Annotated in this window: 18 protein-coding genes; 14 read left to right on the forward strand and 4 right to left on the reverse strand. The window is 48.2% G+C overall.

The window, feature by feature from the left end:
• Positions 1–13: 13 nt before the first annotated feature.
• From Q0323_RS05880 to Q0323_RS05900, 5 genes are all read left to right on the forward strand, one after another.
• Complete coding sequence (locus Q0323_RS05880) at positions 14–2,305, forward strand: molybdopterin-dependent oxidoreductase (protein WP_298052464.1); 2,292 nt, start codon at positions 14–16, stop codon at positions 2,303–2,305.
• A 1-nt stretch (position 2,306) separates the two neighbouring features.
• On the forward strand, positions 2,307–2,858 hold the full coding sequence (locus Q0323_RS05885; protein ID WP_298052466.1) for a 4Fe-4S dicluster domain-containing protein: 552 nt from the start codon (positions 2,307–2,309) through the stop codon (positions 2,856–2,858).
• Positions 2,859–2,868: 10 nt separating this feature from the next.
• A complete protein-coding gene (locus Q0323_RS05890) occupies positions 2,869–3,516 on the forward strand; it encodes a molecular chaperone (RefSeq protein ID WP_298052467.1) in 648 nt (215 codons plus the stop codon).
• Between the two features lie 2 nt (positions 3,517–3,518).
• A complete protein-coding gene (gene nrfD, locus Q0323_RS05895; protein ID WP_298052469.1) occupies positions 3,519–4,406 on the forward strand; it encodes an NrfD/PsrC family molybdoenzyme membrane anchor subunit in 888 nt (295 codons plus the stop codon).
• 180 nt (positions 4,407–4,586) lie between these two features.
• The gene (locus Q0323_RS05900) at positions 4,587–5,300 is read left to right on the forward strand and encodes a rhodanese-like domain-containing protein (RefSeq protein WP_298052471.1); all 714 of its coding nucleotides are present in this window, start codon (positions 4,587–4,589) and stop codon (positions 5,298–5,300) included.
• A gap of 611 nt (positions 5,301–5,911) precedes the next feature.
• Here Q0323_RS05900 and Q0323_RS05905 read toward each other — a convergent pair.
• The 4 genes from Q0323_RS05905 to folE form a co-directional block, all read right to left on the reverse strand.
• Positions 5,912–6,700 carry a transporter substrate-binding domain-containing protein gene (locus Q0323_RS05905; RefSeq protein WP_298052472.1) on the reverse strand — a complete coding sequence of 263 codons (789 nt, stop codon included), beginning with the start codon at positions 6,698–6,700 and terminating at the stop codon, positions 5,912–5,914.
• A gap of 405 nt (positions 6,701–7,105) precedes the next feature.
• Positions 7,106–8,107, reverse strand: a complete 1,002-nt coding sequence (locus Q0323_RS05910; protein WP_298052474.1) for an iron-sulfur cluster assembly scaffold protein — start codon at positions 8,105–8,107, stop codon at positions 7,106–7,108.
• 3 nt (positions 8,108–8,110) lie between these two features.
• Positions 8,111–9,310 (reverse strand): NifS family cysteine desulfurase, encoded by a 1,200-nt coding sequence (locus Q0323_RS05915; protein WP_298052475.1) that lies wholly within the window; start codon positions 9,308–9,310, stop codon positions 8,111–8,113.
• Positions 9,311–9,421: 111 nt separating this feature from the next.
• A complete protein-coding gene (gene folE / locus Q0323_RS05920; RefSeq protein ID WP_298052477.1) occupies positions 9,422–10,006 on the reverse strand; it encodes a GTP cyclohydrolase I FolE in 585 nt (194 codons plus the stop codon).
• Positions 10,007–10,193: 187 nt separating this feature from the next.
• Between folE and Q0323_RS05925 the strand changes: the two genes are divergently transcribed.
• From Q0323_RS05925 to Q0323_RS05965, 9 genes are all read left to right on the forward strand, one after another.
• The gene (locus Q0323_RS05925) at positions 10,194–12,344 is read left to right on the forward strand and encodes a TonB-dependent siderophore receptor (RefSeq protein ID WP_298052479.1); all 2,151 of its coding nucleotides are present in this window, start codon (positions 10,194–10,196) and stop codon (positions 12,342–12,344) included.
• A 156-nt stretch (positions 12,345–12,500) separates the two neighbouring features.
• On the forward strand, positions 12,501–13,814 hold the full coding sequence (gene tig, locus Q0323_RS05930) for a trigger factor (protein ID WP_298052482.1): 1,314 nt from the start codon (positions 12,501–12,503) through the stop codon (positions 13,812–13,814).
• Positions 13,815–14,399 carry an ATP-dependent Clp endopeptidase proteolytic subunit ClpP gene (clpP, locus tag Q0323_RS05935; RefSeq protein ID WP_005871578.1) on the forward strand — a complete coding sequence of 195 codons (585 nt, stop codon included), beginning with the start codon at positions 13,815–13,817 and terminating at the stop codon, positions 14,397–14,399.
• Positions 14,400–14,918, forward strand: a complete 519-nt coding sequence (def, locus tag Q0323_RS05940; RefSeq protein ID WP_298052484.1) for a peptide deformylase — start codon at positions 14,400–14,402, stop codon at positions 14,916–14,918.
• Positions 14,915–16,432, forward strand: coding sequence for a YifB family Mg chelatase-like AAA ATPase (locus Q0323_RS05945; protein WP_298052486.1), 1,518 nt, complete (start codon positions 14,915–14,917; stop codon positions 16,430–16,432). The genes def and Q0323_RS05945 overlap by 4 nt, the downstream gene beginning before the upstream one ends.
• Positions 16,429–18,075 carry an NAD(P)H-hydrate dehydratase gene (locus tag Q0323_RS05950; RefSeq protein WP_298052487.1) on the forward strand — a complete coding sequence of 549 codons (1,647 nt, stop codon included), beginning with the start codon at positions 16,429–16,431 and terminating at the stop codon, positions 18,073–18,075. Before Q0323_RS05945 ends, Q0323_RS05950 begins: the two co-directional genes overlap by 4 nt.
• Entirely contained in the window at positions 18,066–18,644 is a 579-nt protein-coding gene (purN, locus tag Q0323_RS05955) for a phosphoribosylglycinamide formyltransferase (protein WP_298052488.1), read from the forward strand. Before Q0323_RS05950 ends, purN begins: the two co-directional genes overlap by 10 nt.
• Positions 18,645–18,783: 139 nt before the next feature.
• Positions 18,784–19,824 carry a DUF3137 domain-containing protein gene (locus Q0323_RS05960; protein ID WP_298052491.1) on the forward strand — a complete coding sequence of 347 codons (1,041 nt, stop codon included), beginning with the start codon at positions 18,784–18,786 and terminating at the stop codon, positions 19,822–19,824.
• 517 nt (positions 19,825–20,341) lie between these two features.
• On the forward strand, positions 20,342–20,944 hold the full coding sequence (locus Q0323_RS05965) for a CDP-alcohol phosphatidyltransferase family protein (protein ID WP_298052494.1): 603 nt from the start codon (positions 20,342–20,344) through the stop codon (positions 20,942–20,944).
• Positions 20,945–20,966 lie beyond the last annotated feature (22 nt).

Genomic DNA, 20,966 nt, shown 5'->3' on the forward strand with positions numbered 1-20,966 from the left:
TTAAGGAGAAGAGATGCAAAGACGTTCTTTCTTAAAAGGCGCGGGAGCGGCTCTAGCTACGGCGGGAGCCTCTCCAAGCCTATTTGGTATGGAGCAGTTTGAGGTGGATTTTAAACCGAAATCCTATAGAAACGAGCAGGGCGTAGAGTATCACTACCTCACCTGTCCTAGAAACTGCCGCGACGCCTGTTCGATGATTGCAGAGATCAAAGACGGCAAGATGGTTAGCATCAAGGGCGATCCGAAGCACCCTCTAACGCAAGGCACGGTCTGCGTCAAAGGTCATACCTACGCAATGCACCTATACAACGCCGATCGTATAATGTATCCGATGAAGCGCGTCGGTAAAAAGTGCGAGGGTAAATGGGAACGCATAAGCTGGGATCAAGCGCTAAAAGAGATAGCCGCGAAGCTTACTGAGATCAAAGCAAAATACGGCGGCGAGGCGCTGACGGAATTTGTCTATTCGGGCAACGAAGGGCATATCTCAAAGACTATCGCGCCTGGAAATTTCTTTGAAAAATATGGCGCTACGAGGCTTGTACGTAATCCATGCGACTGGCCGCGCTATGCGGGCACGCCGAGCGTTATCGGTACGGACTTTTCAAAAGACGCGCTGGAAGTCGATGATAGCGATATGTATATCAGCTGGGGCTCAAACGAAGCCTATACGGCGGTGCACTGGATCAGATTTGCCCACCGCGTCAAAAAGCGAGGCGGTAAGATCATCGTCATAAATACGATCAGAATTCCGCTCGCAAACCAAGCCGATATGTTTATCCAGCTAAAGCCTTCGAGCGATCCGGCATTTTGTCTAGCAGTGTGCAAATTTTTGATAGAAGAAGATCTATATGATCATGAATTCGTAGAAAAATATACAACCGGCTTTGAAGATCTAGTACATGAGTGCTCACTCTACACTTATGGCGAACTATCTGAAATGTGCGGAGCAAGCGTCGATCAGATCAAGGTTTTCGCGAGAGAATACGCCCACGCCAAAGCGCCTGCCATTATGCACGGCGACGGCGGACAAAGACACTTTAACGGCGCAAGGCTGGTGCGCGCGGTTACCTTCTTGCCGGTACTTACGGGTTGCCTTACAAAACTTGGCGGCGGATTATTTTGGGCTTACGTGCACGTAAAGGGCTGCTTTAACTTCGATAACTGCATGCCAGATCTTTCGCCGAAAGACGCGGAAGGCAAAAAGATAGAGCGCCAGCAAATAAGCTATATAGAATTTGGCAAAGGTATCCAAAAGGAAAATCCGACCTATCTAGGTAAGCCGATAAATACGGTAATTCGAGCCTGTATCAACTACAACTCGAATTTGATGGTAACGGCGCCCAATACGAATTTAATCAAAAAACGCGTGATGGACGACGATTTTTTCTTGGTAGTTATCGATCCTTACGATACCGACACCTGCGACTACGCGGACTACGTATTGCCAGGCGTTACCTTTATGGAGAGCGAGGATATTCAAAACGATCAAATTTCAGGCTACGTCTGCTACAACGCCCAAAGCATCAAGCCGTTGGGCGAAGCCAAGACGAATTTGGAATTTTTTAACGCTCTAGCCAAGGCGATGGGATATACCGAGGAGTGCTTCGACTGGGATAGCGAGACGGTTTGTAGAAGGTTTTTAGATACGGAATTTGCCAAAAAGCAAAATATCACCTACGAAAAGCTAAAGAGCGTAGGCTGGATTAAGCCGTTTAGAACGCCTGAGACGATGAAAGATCAGTTTCCTTACTACCCTTATGCGCCGAAAGATAAGCTGGTATTCGGTACTAAAAGCGGCAAGTGCGAGCTTTATTCCGAGACATTCAAAGAGGCAGGTTATCATCCAGTGATCGATCTTGACGACGATTGGGATTACTACAAAAGGCATAGAAATTTTGGCAAAGATTATTTGAAAAAATATCCGCTTTATTTTATGACGCCAGGCACGCAGCTTCAGGATAACTCAAACTGGGGCAATATGCCTTACATCCTAAAACGCGTCATTGTAAAGGGCAACGCCGAGCTATTTATGACGCGCGAGGATATGCTGGCGCGCGGTATCAAAGAGGGCGATACGGTCGAGGCCACGAATGAAAAGGGCACGGCGATATTTACGGCGGTCGAGACCAATCAGATGCAGCCTGGAATCGTTTATGCATGGAATAATATCTGGGTTAAAGTCACCAAATCTCGCACGGGAGCAAATATCCTTTGCTCGGACGGAGTGAGCGATTTGGGTAACGGATCGACCTATACCGCAAGCTTTTGTGAAGTAAAAAAAGCTGCAAAACAGGAGGCATAAAATGAAACGAAAACAAGGATTTTTATTTGATTACAACTTTTGCATAGGTTGTAAGGCGTGTGAAATTTCATGTCAGGTCTATCATAACCAAGACCCCGACATCAACTGGCGCCACGTCGATATGATGCTCATCCATGAAGACGAGATCGAAAAGGAAATTTTCATCTCGCATTCGTGCCACCATTGTGAAGAGCCTGCGTGTATGGATGTTTGTCCCGTGGGAGCTTATATTAAACTTGAAAACGGCATAGTTCAGCCGTTGCACGATAAATGTATCGGTTGCGGATATTGCTTAGTCGCCTGTCCTTACGGCTCGATAACCAAAGGCAAAGACGGCAAAGCGCAAAAGTGTAACCTCTGCGCCGAGAAGCTCGAGCGCGGCGAGGAGCCTGCGTGCGTAGCGGGCTGTCCTTGCGACGTGCTAAAGCTAGTTGATAGCGATGTGAGCGATAGTGCGGGAATGGAGAAAGAGATGCCGGGCTTTAAGCACTTTTTTACAAAGCCAAACATCCGCTTCTATCCTCGTATGAAGCGCAATGAGTTTATCCACTAAGGATAAAAAGATGCGTAATTTAAAGCAGAGTCTTTGCGTCGAGGACTTTTTGAGGCAGGTATTTTTGGTGCCTCTTACCGGTGAAAATTTGGACGAGCTTTTAAATTTGACACAGGATTTTGCGCCTAAGTTTAAAGAGCATAAATTTATCCCCGAATTCACTAAATGCAAAAACGAGTCAAATTTAATCGATGAAATTCGCTACGAATTCAATAGGCTCTTCGTAGGCCCTAAGCGCCCCAAAGCCGAGCCTTACGAGTCGGTGTATTTCGACTATCAAACGATGTTTGGAGCAAAGACGATGCAGGTGCGAAGCTTTTACGAGAGCTCGGGGCTAAAACTCGAGGATGCGCAGCTTGATAAATTTCCCGACGATTTCATCGGGTACGAGCTGCAATATCTTTATTTTCTAAGTTTTAGCGCGCTAAAGGCGGAGGATGAGGCTAAATTTAATGAAATTTTGCATAAAAAGGCGGAATTTATCGCCGCTCATCCGTCGCAGTGGTTTTGCAAATTTGCCGCTCGCTGCGACGAGCACGCAAATTTAGACCTTTGGAAGAGTTTCGGAAGCTTTTTAAATCTCTACCTAAATAGCGAGATGGATGCGCTGAAAAGTGCGCTAAAAGATCCTGAAATTTTTGAAAATTTAAAGGAATGACAATGGTACAGACGACTTGGGGATGGCTCATAGTCATCTATCTGTTTTTAGGCGGTCTAGGCGCCGGAGCATTTTTGTGCTCGGCTTTGGCTTACAAGGGCTTTTTGGGCTCATTAAACGAGAGGTTTTATAAATTTGGCTTTCTGCTCGCACCCGTTGCGGTGATAATAGGAACTGCGCTTTTGCTGTTTGACTTGGCGCCGAGCGCTGCGATAAATCCTCTTAAAATTTTACAGCTCTACACGCGCCCAGTTTCGATGATGAGCATAGGTACATATCTGCTTACGTTTTTTATCGTAATTAGCGTTTTGGTGCTTTTACAGATCAAAAAGAGCGGTAAAATTTGCGACATGATGCTCACGCTCGGAGCCATTCTGGCGCTTGGAGTGATGGGATATACGGGGCTACTGCTTTACGTCGTAAAGGCGATCCCGCTTTGGGCTAGCGTGTGGCTACCGATTTTATTTACGATCTCCGCAATCTCTACGGGGCTTAGTGCGAACGCCGCCGCTACGCTAAATGCAGGGCACGGGCTAAGCCACTGCGCGCATAAATTTCACGTCGTGTTAGTCGCGCTTGAGATTGTTGCGGTGCTAGCGCTATTTGCTAGCGTAAAAAGTGAGGCTGCGGGTATGGCGAGCGTAACCAAGATAATCAGCGGCTCGCTTGCGCCGATGTTTTGGATAGGCTTTGTCGTGTTTGGGCTTGCTTTGCCGCTGCTAGGCGGAAGTAAATTTATGCTTCGCAGCTGCAGCGTGAATGTAGACGGTAGCGTCTGTGCGCACGGCGGCGAGGAGGTAAAAAGCTGTGTTTATAACGAATACGGCGTGCTTATAGGCGGCTTTTGCCTAAGAGCGTTTATCGTGCTCGGCGCGGTCTATATATTTTAACCCCTCCTTTCTGATACCGGTCGGACGAAAGTCCGACCTTATTAAATTTTATCACTCTTTTGCTTTTGCAAGCAAATCGCCTACTTGATCGCTCACATCTGCTAACGGCGTAAATTCACACTATTTAGCTAAAATTTCGATATAATCTCCGCTTTAAAAATTAAAATTTAAAGGAAACACATGAAATTTATTTCTCACAAATTTTTAAAAAGCGCGGTTTTGCTGGCGGCATTAGGATCTTTTGCGACTTGCGGCGCAGAGACGCACCAGCCTAACGGCTACGCCATAAGCGGCGCGGCGCTATCGGCGATAGAGGAGGACAATAGGGCGAAAGAAAATTATCTAGTCATCGACGTCAGAAGCGCAGATGAGTACGCTGCAGGCCACATAAAACACGCGATCAACATCCCGCTTGAGCAGCTTGAAAGCAGGCTGGATGAGATAAACGCCTACAAGGATAAAAACGTCGTGCTTTATTGCAATACGGGCAATCGCAGCAGCAAGGCGCTTGATCTGCTTAAACAAAAGGGCTTCAATGTGCTTATGAACGCGCCCGGTGTGAAGCAGTACGACTACGAGCTGTATAAGGTCGGCAGCATAAACGCGGAGGGGTTTTTGAAAATAGCAAATGATCCAAACGTACTGGTCATCGACGCTAGGCAGAAGCAGGACTACGACGCGGGGCATATGAAAGGCGCGATAAATATCCCATACGGCGAGCCTTTAGAAAACTACAAAGACGTACTTGAGGCCAACAAAGACAAAAAGATAATCACGCACTGCTACAGCGGCAACCGTAGCGCCAAGCTAGCCAAAGCCCTAAACGAGCGAGGCTACAACGTCACAAATCTACTCGACGGCACGAAAGAGTATAATTACGAGTTGGTGAAATAAATCAAGATTGGCTCTTGGGGTAAAATTTTACGATTGCTTTTTGCATTTGCCAGGTCTTTGTAATATGCAGCTTCGCGGCGCCGATAAGACAGGCGCCGCTAAATTTGAAATTATTTGCTCCGCCTGCTCATTTAGCGCCTACTTTGCATAAAATTTGCCTTTGATGTAGGGCGTAAATTTTAAATTCTCCATACTGAGGCAATAATAGCGCTTGGGAGTTTAACTCCTTTTAGAGGAATTTTTAAAATTTAAATCATAAAGTTGTAGTGGAAAAGCAGGTATTTAGAGCTGAAAAAATAGAAATTTACAAGCTAGCGCGGGTTTTGTGGGATGTAAAATTGAAACGGACTCTATAAAAGTTGCGTGAATTTTAAATGCAACCTAATCGCTTAAAAATTTTACTTCCGAAAATGGAATTTCACGCTAGTGGTGCGCGCGTTTTAAATAGCCTCACCAATTTCGATAAAATTTGCGCTTTAGTAGAGGCAAGTAAAATCAAGACCGAATTCTAAAAGCAAATTAAGCCCGCAACGTATTCTCCCACTTAGTCATTACAATAAAACTAATTTCAAGCGGAAGTCAAGCGCACGAATTAAATTCTGTACGAAATTTTATTCAACCAAGAATTCCTTCTTATCGATCGTGCCATGATAAAAAATCCCGAGCGTATCATCAAAGGTCTTATCCAAAAATCCGTCTTTTTTTAGTCCTACTAAAGATGTATTGATTAGCTCTAGCAGCGCATTATTGCCCTTCTGCACGGCGATTGCGTTGTAAGTTTGCTTACCTAGACCATCTAAAGCAACTTGCGTTTTATTATCAATGATCGCGTATGCGTGCAGGATTAGATTATCATCGACATGCACGGCATTTTTCGTCCTTTTGAAAGCGCGGTAGCATTTAGCCGAGCTGGCGCAAAAGTTTAAATTCTTTCTAAAGCCTGCTTTTCGTAAGAAATTGTGAATAGGAGAGTGTTTGATGACGAAAATCCTCTTTTTGCGCAGCTGATCGAAACTCGTGATATTCTCGTCTTTTTTGGCTAGCACACCCACCTGCACCTTAAAATAAGGCTCTGAAAAATCCACCTTCTTAGCTCGCGCAGGCGTCGGAGTAAAGGTCGCAATCACTATATCTGCCTCATTGCGTTGCAAAGCGCTAATGCGCCTTGAAGCCGTGATCGGGATAAATTTTACCTTGCCGGGATTATCTCCGAAAATCTCCTTACCGAGCTTTTCGCCAAGAGCAATCTCAAATCCCCTATATTTGCCGTCTACGAGCGCACTAAACGGCGGCTGATCGTTATATACACCTATGCGAACGAGCCTATCTTTTTTGATCTGATCCAAAGAATTTGCAGATAGAAAACCAAGTAGCAGAGCCGCCAAAACAAATACTTTCATTTGCTCCCCTTTTAGTTGAAATAAGGCGCAATTATAATAAAAAGAAATTATAGCCAGCTAAAATTCTGCGATTTATGGCGCATTTTCATCTAAATTTATGAAAAGATGAAATTCGCGGAGAAATTCTATGTCCAATTTACAAACGAAATCTCATAAAAAACTTACACGAGCGAAAAAAGCTTTTAATTAAATTTTATAGACAAAATCTACGGATGAATTTCACGCTAGAAAACCTTAGCTAAATTTACGATATTCTTAAAAGCAAGCACCGAAATTCTACGCAGATTTAGCGTCTAATTGCGGATTTAGCTAAGGGACGAAATTTAGCTCCGCTGTTGCGCAGAAGCTCAAGCTCTTAAAATTTCGTCAAGACCAAGCCAAGATGAAACGTAGCGGCCGATAAGTTTAGATCGGCATTACGCGGATGTTTGGGCTAAGGTTTTCTTGCAAAACATTTTCGATCGCATACAGCGTGCCACTTGCGCCACTCGCGCAGCCGCTACAAGCGCCCAGATAGCGGATATAGATGTCCGTTTTGCCGTCGTCTGCAGGTCTGATGTCGATGACGTCGAGATTGCCGCCGTCCATCTGAAGCATCGGACGGATATCCTCGTCAAGCACCCCTTCGACCGCTTTAAATTTACCGATCAAATTTAGCTGCTCAAAGCTCATCTCCGCTCCCGCTTTCACGTTATTAGCGGCGCTCGCCTCGGCTTGAGCTTGAAGTCTCTCTCGCTCCATCTCCTCTCTGGTTTGCTTTAAAATATCGACCAGATAGTAATCCTTCTCCTCGTGTCCGCCCGGGCGCACGCAGGATTTACAAAACGCGCCCGCTTTTGTGTATTGCGTGATCTCTTCAACCGTGTGAAGGTCGTTTAGGCGGATAACTTCTTTGATCGTGCCGAGGCTCACGCGCGCGCAGTCGCACACGATGATCTCATCCTCGAAATGCGCAGGATCGACCCCCTTATAATTCGCCGCGGCCTGCTTGATGACGTCGTATGCCATTACCGAGCAGTGCATCTTTTGCGGCGGTACGGCAGGCTCATCTGGGGTATCGCGCATCGCGTGCTCTACGTCTAAATTTGTAATCTTTACCGCTTGATCGACGGTCTTGCCGATACAAAGCTCGGCCATCGTGTCCGAACTCGCAATCGCCGTGCCGCAGCCGAAGCTTTTAAATTTAGCGTCCAAAATTCTATCAGTCTTAGGATCGATCAACCAATACAGCCGCACCGCATCGCCGCAGCTCTCGGCGCCGAAGTCTGCGACCACTAGCTTACCGCCCCTAGCCTTCGCTTCCTCCTCGGTGATCTCGCCCATATAGCGAGGATTATTCATGCGGTCCTGTACTTTTTGCGAGTACTGCTCCCAGATAGAGCCGTTTATCAAACTATTTTTTGCCATTTTTTATCCTTTATTTTTCTCATAACCTTGCGGCGCGTAAGCAAACGTGCTTGAAATCCCGCGCAGACGGGCAATAGCTTTACCAATATGTTCGATCGCGTAATCGATCTCCGCTTCCGTAGTAAAGCGCGACAGTGAAAGCCTTAGCGCCGTATGCGCCAGCTCCTTATCCGCGCCGATCGCTTCCATTATCGGGTTATTCTCGAGCGCCTCGCTCGCGCACGCAGAGCCCGTAGAAGCGGCGATGCCGGCTTTATTTAGATCCCACAGCATCGCCTCTCCCTCGACGCCTTGGATTGAGGCAAGAATGGTGTTTGGCACACGGATGCTGCGATCGCCCACGACGCTGACGTTTGGAATTTGCAAAAGCGCATCCTCCAGCTTATCGCGCAGCCTGCTTACCTGAGTGCGCTCAAAATCCATAAATTTATTCGCTAGCTCCAAGGCTTTGCCGAGCCCCACGATGCCCGCGACATTTAGCGTGCCGCTGCGGCGTCCGCCCATCTGCTCGCCGCCGTGAAGCAGGCTCGTAAGCGGCTTGCTATCTTTGATGTAGAGCGCGCCGACGCCCTTTGGAGCGTGAAATTTATGCCCAGAAAGGCTTAAAAAATCCACGTCCGCATTGCACACGTTCACCTTTATCTTACCTATCGCTTGCACCGCGTCGGTATGATACAGCGCGCCGTGTTCGTGTGCGATTTGCGCGATTTTTTTTACGGGGAAGATCGTGCCGGTTTCGTTATTTGCCCACATCACGCTAACGAGCGCAGTTTTGTCGTCGATCTTTTCGCTAAGCTCGTCAAGATCGATCTGTCCGTCTTTATCGACGCCGAGGCGGGTGATCTTTACGCCGCAGGTTTTTTCTAAAAAAGCACAGGTCGCGCTGATTGCGGGGTGCTCGACGGAGCTTATGATGATATTATCCTTCTCGCCGGTTAGAATTTTATCGTAGTAAATTCCTTTTAAAACCCAGTTATTGCTCTCGGTCGCACAGCTTGTGATGACGATGTCGTCCGCATCTGCAGCGCCAAGCCCCGCATAGAGCCTATCCATCGCGGCTCTTAGCGCGGGGTGAGTCTCGCTGCCGAAGCTGTGAAGGGAGTTTGGATTGCCGTATTTATCGCAAAAAAACGGCTTCATCTCCTCAAAAACTTCGGGATCGACCATCGTAGTGGCGTTATTATCCAAATAAACGCGCTGCATAAAATTCCTTTCTAAAATTTGTCTAAAATTTAATCAGACAATTTCGCTCTTTTATCAATTTCGCACGATAATATAACATAATTGCTAAATTTTTCTTTAACGCTTACCGTTTTAAAAACCAAAAGTTTTCGGAGAATTTATTAGATCGAAAAATTCCTTACGCGTATCGTTTCGGCTGATAAAAAGCCCCCGCAGTGCCGACGTAGTCGTGGCCGAGTTGATCTTTTGCACGCCGCGCATCTCCATGCACATGTGCCGCGCCTGCAGCACCACGCCCACGCCGAGCGGATGGATCACCTCCTCTATAGCACCTGCGATCTGCTCGGTAAGCTGCTCTTGGATCTGCAGCCTGCGCGCGAAAATATTTACCATACGCGGAATTTTGCTAAGCCCCACGACCTTTTTATTCGGGATATACGCGACGTGCGCGCGCCCGATGATAGGCAGCAGATGGTGCTCGCAGAGGCTATAAAATTCTATATCTTTTATCAAAACCATCTCGTTGTTGCTGCTCTCAAACAGCGCGTCGTTTAAAATTTCTTTTGGATCCAGCTCGTAGCCGTTAGTTAGAAACTCATAGGCTTTAGCCACGCGCTCGGGCGTCTTTGCAAGCCCGTCACGCTTCGGATCCTCGCCTAAAATTTCAAGCATCTGCGACACGCAGCTTTCAAATTTCGCTCGGCTTTTTTCGTCCATTTTTAGCAATTCCTTAAAGATCGATGCGCGATATTACTCAAAAACGCCTTTTATAACGCTGATAAATTTTAAAATTCCACGCGAAATTTTATCAATCTCATTATGTTAATGATAATATATTTAAATTTAAGAAATTTTTGTTTAAAATCCGCCGTTTAGATAAGCTTTATCTATAAGGAGTTTGGCGATGAAATTTAAGATGAGTTTTGGCGCGGCTTTGGCGCTTTTTTCCTTTGCTTGCGCCGAACAAAACGCCGCGGCAAATCCAGCTTCGGGCGAAAACCTAGGCGATATCGAGGTCGTAGAATGGGCGAATAACGACGACGGTTACCGCGCCGTACGCAGCGAGATCGGCAAGACGACTAAGAGAATTTTAGAAATTCCGCAAACCGTAAATGTCGTAACGCAGCAGCATCTAAAGGACAAAAAGCCAGAAACCTTAGCGGAATCGCTGCAAAACGTAAGCGGCATAAGCTATGCAAATACGACGGGAAATATTTTCGATGCGATCATCAAGCGTGGCTTCGGCGAGGGTCGCGACGGCTCGATTATGCGCAACGGCGTGCCGGGCGCCGTGATGCACAACTACAATAAAACTATTCAATCCGTCGAGGTTCTAAAAGGGCCCGCGAGCATGCTCTACGGCGCGCAGCAACCGGGCGGCGTCATAAACATGGTAACCAAAAAGCCGCAGTATGAGTTTATAAATGAAATTTGGGGCGGGCTGGGCAATCGCAACTATTGGGACGCGGGATTTGATACTACAGGGCCGATCGCAGACAGCGGCTTTGCGTATAGATTTATATTCGATTACTACGCGAAGGATTATTGGCGAAATTTCGGCGGTATAAAAAACACGCTCTTTGCGCCGTCACTTGCGTATCAAGGAGATGATTATTCGATAAGCTTAGGCTACACCCATAGCCGCTCTACCGATCCGGTAGATCGCGGCGCGTTTTTGGTGCCGAGTACGGGTAAAATTTACGGCAGTGGCAAAGTCCGCTTCGACGAGCCGGTAAATAAACTACAAAGCAAGCTCGATACGGTTGATTTCGGCTTTGAGAAGGAATTTAACGAGGATTGGATATTAAAAGGCGCCTATGCTTTCTCGCGCAGCAAGCACGAATACGGCTACGTCCGTCCGAACAATCCATTCACGCCCCAAGGCCTTACCGGCACGACGCGATCGTATAACTACTACGATAATTTCATACACCGCACGCACGCAGCAAGCGTCACGCTAAACGGCAAATTTGAAACGGGCCCGCTTAAGCACGACGTCCTTTTCGGCACGGATTACAAAAACTACTACAGATACCGTCCGGGCGCGCTAAAAGGCACCGCAGGACGCATCAATATGCTTACCGGACAGACCGCTTCGGGCGCCGTCCTAACGAACGATAGAGAGCCAAAAATACAATATCAAAAGCTAAGAACGATCGGGCTTTACACCCAAGATAATATAAATTTAACCGACGAGTTGATACTTTCTTTGGGCGTGCGTAGGGAATTTTACGATCAAGTAGCCAAACAAAGCTGGCAAGGACCGAACAACACCGATCAGAAAAAGGCCACTACGACCTATCAGGGCGGGCTTTTGTACCTGTTAAGTCCGCAGTGGTCGGTATATACTAACTACGCGCAAAGCTTCACGCCGCAGATGTCAATAGGCGAGGCGATAGGCGGCGATCTAAAGCCGGAGGAAGGCAAATCCGTGGAGCTCGGCACTAAATTTCAAAACGATCGCGTCACTGCGGGTGCGGCGGTGTTTAATATCGATAAAAGAAACATCCTGCGGACGGTAAATAATATAAGTGAGACGATCGGCAAGGCTCGCTCGCGAGGATTTGAGCTCGATATAAACGGGCGTGTAACGCAGGGACTTAGCATGTCGGCAAGCTACGCATACACCAAAACGAGGGTGCGCGAGGACGACGGCGCTTTTGCGGTGCTAATCGGCAAACCGCTGGAAGCGACGCCGAAGCACCAAGCAAGCCTATTTGCCAACTACGATTTCGCGCATCTAGGCGCAAAGGGGCTTAGGCTCGGCGGCGGCGCGCGATACTTCGGCTCGTGGTACACCTACTATATGCGCACGAACCTACCGAACGTGCCCGCAGGAACAGCGTTTAAGCTGCCTCACGCCGTAGTTTATGACGCCTTTGTGAGCTACGATACTAAAATTTCGGGCTATGATACGAATTTTTCGTTTAACGTCAAAAATTTGACCGATAAAAAATACTACACCTCATCCTCGACCGGCACAACTACGAGCGTGATACCTATTCAAATGGGCTACGCGCGGCAGTTTATGTTTAACGTATCGGTAAAATTTTAGCCTCAGTCCCGCTTTAAATTTCAAGGCGGGCTCTTAAAATTTTAAAATTTAAAAGCCGCGAGCCGCTTAGGCTCGGCAAATTTTAGGAATTTATACTTTAAATAAGAAATTTTTTGATATATTACGAGCTATTTTTAAATTTTCTAAAGGAATTTTATGGAAGTAAAAGCAAAAATGAAAGACGCCGCAAATGCAGTAGCTGCGAGCAAGATCGAAGCAAAGCAGATCGCAGCCAAAGTAGAAGAGCTAGCCAAAAAGGCCTCCAAGCAGCTAAGAATCGACGGATTTAGACAGGGCAAAGTGCCTACCGCGGTGGTTTTGAAGCGATACGGCAAACAGCTTGAGGGCGATGCAAAGCAGGAACTTCTTAAAAACATGATCGACGAGTCTCTTAAAATTTTAAAGAAAAAACAGGAGGAAATTTTATCCGAGCCGGTCTTTTCTAAATTTGACGAAAACAAAGGCGACATCGACGTGGAGATCGAAATTTCTTTCAGGCCCGAGGTTAGCGTCGAGGGGTACGAAGAGCTGATCCCTAAATTTAGCAGCCCGCGCGTTACTCAAAAAGAGATCGACGAGAAAGTGACGGAATTCTTGCAGATGATCGCTCCGCTTTCTAAAACTAACAAAAAAATTCTAGCCAAAGACGATTTTGCAAAATTTGATTTCGAAGGCTTCGTGGACGGCAAGCCATTCGACGGCGGCAAGGCGCAGGACTACGTCCTTCAGATAGGCTCAAATCAATTCATCCCCGGCTTTGAGGACGGAATGATCGGGCTTAGAGTGGGTGAGGAGCGCGACGTAGCGGTTAAATTCCCCGAGAATTACGGCGCGAAAAGCTTAGCCGGCAAGGACGCGATCTTTAAAGTCAAGCTTCACGAAATTCAGGCTAAAAAACCCGCCAAAGAGCTCGGCGAGGAGGAGCTAAAGCAAGCGCTTCCGGGAGAAGCGGAGCCGAGCAAGGAGAAATTTGAAGCGCGCATCAAAGAGCGCATCAAAAACGATAAGCTTCAAAAGCTTATAAATGAGGATTTAAAGCCTAAATTTGCCGACGCGCTCGCCGAGAAATTTAACTTCGCGCTTCCAAAAGCGATCGTCGAGCAGGAGATTAATTTGCAGTTTAACAACGCCTGGAGCGGCTTTTCAAAAGAGCAGATCGAGGAATTTAAAAACAACAAAGACGCCCTGGATAAAAAGCGCGAAGAGTTTAGAAAGGCTGCCGAAAACAGCGTCAAACTTACCTTCTTAATCGACGAGCTGGCCAAAAAGCGCAAGATCGACGTGAGCGATCAGGAGCTCGTCCAAGCGGTCTATATGGAGGCCTATACCTACGGCGCAAACCCAAAAGAGCACCTAGATAGGTACCGCAACAACGGCATGCTGCCGGCCGTCAAAATGGCGCTGATCGAAGAGAAACTATTCAACGATATTTTCTCCAAGCAGGGCAAAAAAGAAGAGAAGGGCGAATAGATGGTGATTCCTTATGTTATCGAACAAACTAGTCGCGGAGAGCGCAGCTACGACATCTACTCGAGGCTGCTAAAAGACCGTATCGTAATGCTTAGCGGTGAGATCGACGACGCAGTGGCAAGCTCGATCGTCGCGCAGCTTCTGTTTTTGGAGGCGGAGGATCCCGATAAGGATATCTATCTATACATCAACTCCCCGGGCGGCGTGGTTACGAGCGGATTTAGCATTTATGACACGATGAATTACATCAAACCCGACGTAAGTACGATCTGTATCGGTCAAGCAGCGTCGATGGGAGCGTTTTTGCTAAGCTGCGGCGCCAAAGGCAAACGCTACGCACTTCCAAACTCGCGTATAATGATCCACCAGCCACTCGGCGGCGCGCAAGGCCAAGCTACCGACATCGAGATCCAAGCCAAAGAAATTTTACGAATGAAAGAAATTCTGAATGGCATCCTTTCGCAAAATTCCGGCAAAGATCTCGCGCAGGTCGAAAAGGACACCGATCGCGACTTTTTCATGAGCGCCGAGGATGCCGTGCAATACGGGCTGATCGATCAAGTACTTCAAAAGAGCTTTAAATAGATGATCCTGGACGTCCTTACCTATCCGAATAAAAATCTTTATCAAAGATCGACCGAGGTCGTGAAATTCGACGCGGCGCTAGGTAAGTTTTTGGACGATATGTATGAGACGATGATCGCAAAAAACGGCATAGGCCTTGCCGCCATCCAGGTAGGCAAGCCCGTGCGCGCTTTGATCATAAATTTAGCCAATGAGGAAAAAATCCAAGACAAAAAGGACCTCATCGAGATCATCAATCCGCAAATTTTAAAAAAGGAGGGCGAGGTCGTTTATCAGGAGGGCTGCCTCTCGGTGCCGGGCTTTTACGAGGACGTCATGCGCGCCGAGTTTATCACGGTGCAGTTTCAAGACCGTGCCGGAAATACCCAGCAAATGGACGCTAGCGAGCTGCTAGCCGTCTGTATCCAGCACGAGATGGATCACCTCGATGGACATCTTTTCATCGAGCGCATCGGATACAACAAACGCAAAAAATTTGATAAAGAATTCAAAAAAAGCCTAAAAGAAAAATCGAAATGAAATCCCTAAAATGCGCTGCCTTCACGGATGCTCTGATACCCGTAGAGGTTGAATCGACATTTGTGCGGGGGCTGCCGGGATTTAATATCGTTGGCCTTGCGGGAGCTACGATAAAAGAGAGCGAAAGCCGCGTAAAAGCCGCTCTTGTGAGCCTAAATTTTAAATTTCCCGCCTCCAAAATCATCATAAATCTCTCCCCCTCCGATACGCCCAAAAACGGCTCGCACTTCGATCTTGCGATCGCGCTTCTCATCGCGCTGCAAAAAGAGCGCATCGACGGCGATTTCTTCGTCTTCGGCGAGCTCGGTTTAGACGGCAGCCTAAAGAGCACGGCGAGCCTCTTTTCGATCCTGCTTTTTTTAAGCACGAAGGTGAAGCGCGCTAAAATTTTAGTGCCGCAAAGCATTGCGCTAAAGGCCTGCACGATCCCAAACTACGACGTTTATGCGGTGGATAGCCTAAGCGACGCGGTCAGATTTTTTTTAGACGAGGAGTTTGCCGCAAGCAGACTAATGCGAGAAACCCATCCGCTTTTTAAAAACGTCGTGGAGATTGACGGGCAAATTTACGTCCCCAACCGCGATTTTTCGCTTGATTTTAAAGACGTCAAAGGGCAAAAACGCGCCAAGCGCGCGAGCCTGATCGCTGCGTGCGGCATGCACAATATCCTATTTGAGGGCAGCCCCGGCTGCGGCAAAAGCATGTGCGCAAAGCGAATAGCCAGAATTCTGCCGCCGCAGAGCCTAGGCGAAGTGCTACTCTCGTGCGCCTACGAGTCGCTAAATAACAAAGACGTCGATTTTAGCGCGCTGCGCCCCTTCCGCTCGCCGCACCACACCAGCACGCGCAGTTCTATTTTCGGCGGCGGCAGTAGCGGCGCAAAGATCGGCGAGGTCGCGCTCGCAAACGGCGGCGAGCTGTTTTTCGACGAGCTGCCGCACTTCGGCAAGCAAATTTTAGAAAGCCTACGCGAGCCTCTGGAAGACAATAGAATTTTGATTTCGCGCGTAAATTCCAAGGTCGAATACCAAACGAAATTTATCTTCGTCGCGGCGCAAAACCCCTGCCCGTGCGGAAATCTATTCTCTAAAAACCTAACCTGCACCTGCTCGCTAAACGACATCAGGCGCTACAAAAACACGATCTCCGCGCCCTTGCTCGATCGCATCGACATATACGTCGCGATGGATGAGACCGGCGCAGACGATAAAAGCGACGTTTGCAGCGAGGAGATGGCAGATGCGGTGCTGCGGGCGTTTCGCGTGCAGAAGGCTCGCGGACAAAGCGAGCTAAACGCAAAGCTGCGCGACGAGGAGACCGAAAAATTTTGCGTCTGCGAAAGCACTGCGCGGGATGTTTTGCAAACCGCGATCACCCGCTACGATCTTTCGCAACGCGGCGTAAATAAAACGCTAAAGCTCGCGCGCACGATAGCCGATCTAGCAGGCGCAGAAATCATCGCTAAAGCGCATATTTTGGAGGCTCTTAGCTTTCGCATAAGGAGCGAAATTTGAAAAAAATTTTCTTTAGCACTGAGGAGCTCGACGCGCGAGCTAGTGCGAAATTTGGACTTGGAGAACAAATTTTAATGGAAAACGCCGCTTGCAGGATCGAACGCGAGGTCAGAAAGCGGCTCAAAAAGGGCTCGCGCATTTTGGCGCTTTGCGGCGGCGGAAATAACGGCGCGGACGCGATGGCGGCGCTACGAAAGCTAAGCGGCGATTTTAGCTGCACTGCGCTTTGCGTGCTAGAAAATAGAAGCGCGGCTGGCAAATTTCAAGCTGATGCGGCGCAGGCTGCGGGCGTTAAGTTTATTGGTATCGCGAGCGCAAAAGACGATTGTGGGCACGTAGAGGGCACGTCTAGCAAGGATATCTGCGCGCATGAAAGCGCGGACGGCTCCTCTTTAAAAGACACTGGTGCGAGCGAGCCGCAGAGCGAGCATGAAAACCTAAGCGGCGCTGACGCTTCGGACGATGGCGATAAATTACGTGCAAAATTTACAAGCGCTAAATTTGAGATCGCAGGGCACGACGGAGATTTCGGCAAACTAGGCAACGATTGCAGCGAACTGAGCGTTCTACGCGATGAGATTATAAACGCAGACTGTATAATCGACGGGATTTTCGGCAGCGGTTTAAACAAAGCCTTAAGCGCTGAAATTTGTGAAATTTTATCTCTCGCAAATAGCGCAAAATCGCTAAAAATCGCAGTCGATATTCCAAGCGGTATCGATAAGAGCGGGCGCATTTTAGGCGGTGCATTTTGCGCGGATCTGACGATCACGATGGGCGCGTTAAAGCTCGCGCTGTTTTCGGACGGCGCGAAGGATTATGTAGGGCGTATCAAGGTCGCAAATCTTGGAATTTCGCGCCAAAATTTTGAGGAGCGGAGCGAATATTTTCTACTTCAAAAAAGCGATCTGAAGCTGCCGCTGCGCAGGAAGCAAAACACCAACAAGGGCGACTTCGGGCACACCTACGTAGTAAGCGGACAGATGAGCGGAGCGGCGCAGATGGCGGCTCTGGCGGCTCACGCCATCGGCAGCGGGCTTGTTAGCGTCGTTAGCGATGAGCCGTTAAACTTAAGCCCGATTTTGATGCAAAAAAGCTCATTTGGTGCCGCGCGGGTCGTAGTCTGCGGCTGCGGCCTCGGAGAGCAAAAGATCGATCTTGCCGCGCTGCGGGACAAAAGCTGCGTCATCGACGCCGATCTGTGCTACGAGAGCGAAATTTTAAGCCTGCTAAACGCCAATTCAAATTTAATCATAACGCCCCATCCGAAGGAGTTTTGCTCGCTTTTAAAGATCGCTGGCATCGCAGATCTTAGCGTGAGCGAGCTGCAAGAGCGGCGCTTCGAGCTTGCACGGGCGTGGAGCGAAAAATTTAGCGGCGTGCTCGTGCTAAAGGGCGCAAACACGCTAATCGCCCAAGCTGGCGTCATCTACGTCTGCGACAAAGGTAGCGCCGCGCTCGCAAAGGGCGGCAGTGGCGACGTGCTCGCAGGGCTCATCGGCGGGCTGCTCGCGCAAGGCTACTCGCCTCTGCAAGCCTCAATCTGCGGCGTCCTAGCACACGCACTCGCCGCGCGAGCCTTCGCCAAAAACTCCTACGCTCTAAGTCCGCTCGATCTCATCGAGGAGGTAAAATGGTTGTGAAAAAGCTCGCCGTGCTTTTTAGCGGCAGCGGCTCAAATTTAGAGGCGATCTTGCAGAAGCTGCACGGCAAGGTTTTTGGCGAAACCAAGATCAAGGTCGTGCTAACGCTAAGCAACAAAGCGGACGCGGGAGGCATAGCAAAGGCCGCAAAATTCGGTCTAAAAAGCGTGATCCTAAATCACAAAGACTTCGCTAGCCGCGAGGAATTCGACGCCGCGCTCGTACGCGAGATCGAAAAAAGCGGCGCGGAGCTTACGGTGCTCGCGGGCTTTATGAGGATTCTCACGCCCGTTTTTACGAGCAGGGTTCGCGCGATAAACCTGCACCCGTCGCTGCTGCCGCTTTTTAAGGGCGCGCATGCGATAGAGCAGAGCTTCGAGAGCGATATGAAAGTGGGCGGCGTGAGCGTGCACTGGGTCAGCGAGGAGCTTGACGGCGGCGCGATCATCGCTCAGCGCGCGTTTGAAAAGAGCGCGGAAATGAGCTTTGAAGCTTACGAAGCCAAAATCCACGAAATCGAACATGAACTATTGCCGCAGGTGGTCGTAGAAATTTTGTGCCAAAGCTAAATTTAGCACAGAAATTCGCGCTAAATTTAAAGAGCGAAATTCCGCAGAATTTTATAAATTTAAAGCTTAGTTCTTTAAATTTAGGGGCGGTTCGAAGCTAAGCTTTAAAAATTTACTGGCTAAATTTAGAAAGAGAAAGATGACCGCAAACGAACTGGAAAAACTAAGGCTCGGCATCCTGGATGAGGCGGAGCAGCGCAAAGGCGCGGCGTTTTCGATAATAGTACTAGCGGTGCTGGCCTCGGCGCTATGGCTATTTTTCAATTTTAGAGATCAAGAAGCAGCAGTAGGCCTCTGCTGGATCATAGTGGTATTTAGCTGCGGCAGCATCTCTTTTAGAGTAGTGAATAAAGATGCAAATATAGTGCACGTATTTATCTTTTGCATCTTGCTGTGTATACTTGCCAAAGGCGTAGAAATATGCGAGAATGATACCTTGCGCTTCGTCATCGCACTCGTAACCATCTGCCTTTCTTTGTTTAATATCGCGGGCGCCGCGCTGGAGCGGATCAAACACAACAGATCCAAAAAATTCGTCCGCGCCTTTAAACACCGATATATCGCGCCTTATATCGCAAGCCTAGGCTACCGCTATGAAATTTCAGGCTCGTTTAGGCCGGCGTATTTGCGCGCAAGCGGTCTATTTGTGGATGGCATAAGCTATTTTGATTGCGAAGATAAAATTTCCGGCGTTTATGACGGAGTATTTTTTAGCTTTGCCGATGTCTGCGTGACCCACACCGACGAACGATATAATAGCAGGGGGATCTTTTTCTACGCGGAATTTAAAAAGCGCGTAAACTCGGTGGCGGTGATCCTGCCTTCGCTCAGCGCGAGGCCAACACTCGGCGGACTTAAGAAGATCGCGATGGACGATAGCGAGTTTAGCTCCGCGTTTAGCGTATATAGCGCCGATGCCGTGTCTGCAATGTATGCCCTCACACCCGCCTTTATGCGGCGCCTGCTTCGCTTTAGAAACGGTGCCGGCGGACCGATCAGTTTAAGCTTTTCCGGTAAAAACATCTATATTTTCATCCGCACGGGATATGATAGTTTCGAGCCTAGCGTAGATCGCAGCGTATTTGGCTTTGATCCCGCCGCGTCTATCAAGCACGAGCTTCTATTCTTTCTCTCCATCGTAAAAAGTCTGAAATTAAACGAAAATATCTGGCTAGATTAAATTTTAAATTTGACTTTAAATCCGCAAATACGGAGGTTTTGCACCGCCGCGAAATTTTAAAATTTAAAAGTATTCTTCCCGGCTCGGCGCCGCTATGATTTAGAATTTTCGCGACAAGGTCTGTTACATTTGCGGCGGAGAGCGAAGTTTGAAACCTATCGCGACGAAATCCCATGCGATTTATAAATTTTTGCGGTCCGCATAGAGGAATTGAGCAAAGATGGATACTGATATGGCGATGATTGCACCGTACGCTTTCCATAATGGAGATTACTACGCTGCCTATAATCGTGCCGTAAACGCTACTTTTACCGTCGCGAGCCCGCGTCAAAAAAATTGAGTACCCATCGTGGCAATGGTAGAAGAGATAATTTACTCATATTTCATCGTTCATTTCGCTATCCTAATGCTTTTAAAAATCGACGATTAAAAAGCTCACACAAAAGCCGACCGCACATTTAATCTGCCTCCAAGCATTTTTAAGCGACAATACGAAAATCAAATTTTCGGAGTCCTCATGACGATTTACGAGTTAAAGCCCAAATTTCAAAATTTACTTCGTCCGTTAGTAAGACGCCTTTACGGCGCGGGCGTCAGCGCAAATCAAGTCACGATCACAGCCTGCGTCATTTCCGTTCTGCTGGGCGGACTTCTGATAAAATTCGCCGAAGTTTCGACGCTATTTTTTCTGCTGCCCGCTTGGATGTTTTTGCGTATGGCGCTAAATGCCATCGACGGCATGCTGGCTCGCGAGTTTAATCAAAAAAGCCCGCTGGGCGGCTACCTAAACGAAGCTACGGACGTCATCTCGGACGCCGCGCTGTATCTGCCGTTTGCCTTCGTAGCGCCGTTTGACTGGGGCGTTATCACGCTCGTTATCTTTCTATCTTTTATGAGTGAGTTTTTAGGCGTTCTAGGGCAGGTGCACGGTTGTGGTAGGCGATATGACGGGCCTATGGGCAAGAGCGACCGCGCGTTTATATTTGGGCTTATCGGTACGGTATATGCGCTATCTGGGCGACTGCCAGAGTGGTTTAGCTGGGTACTTTACGCCGCGATATTTTTGCTTGCGCTTACTTGCGCAAACCGCGTGAGGATGGGACTAAAAAGCGGGGAATAAGGAGCCTCGGACGAGGATAAAT

Source organism: uncultured Campylobacter sp., from assembly GCF_938030145.1.
In the GTDB taxonomy this organism is placed as follows: Bacteria; Campylobacterota; Campylobacteria; order Campylobacterales; family Campylobacteraceae; genus Campylobacter_B.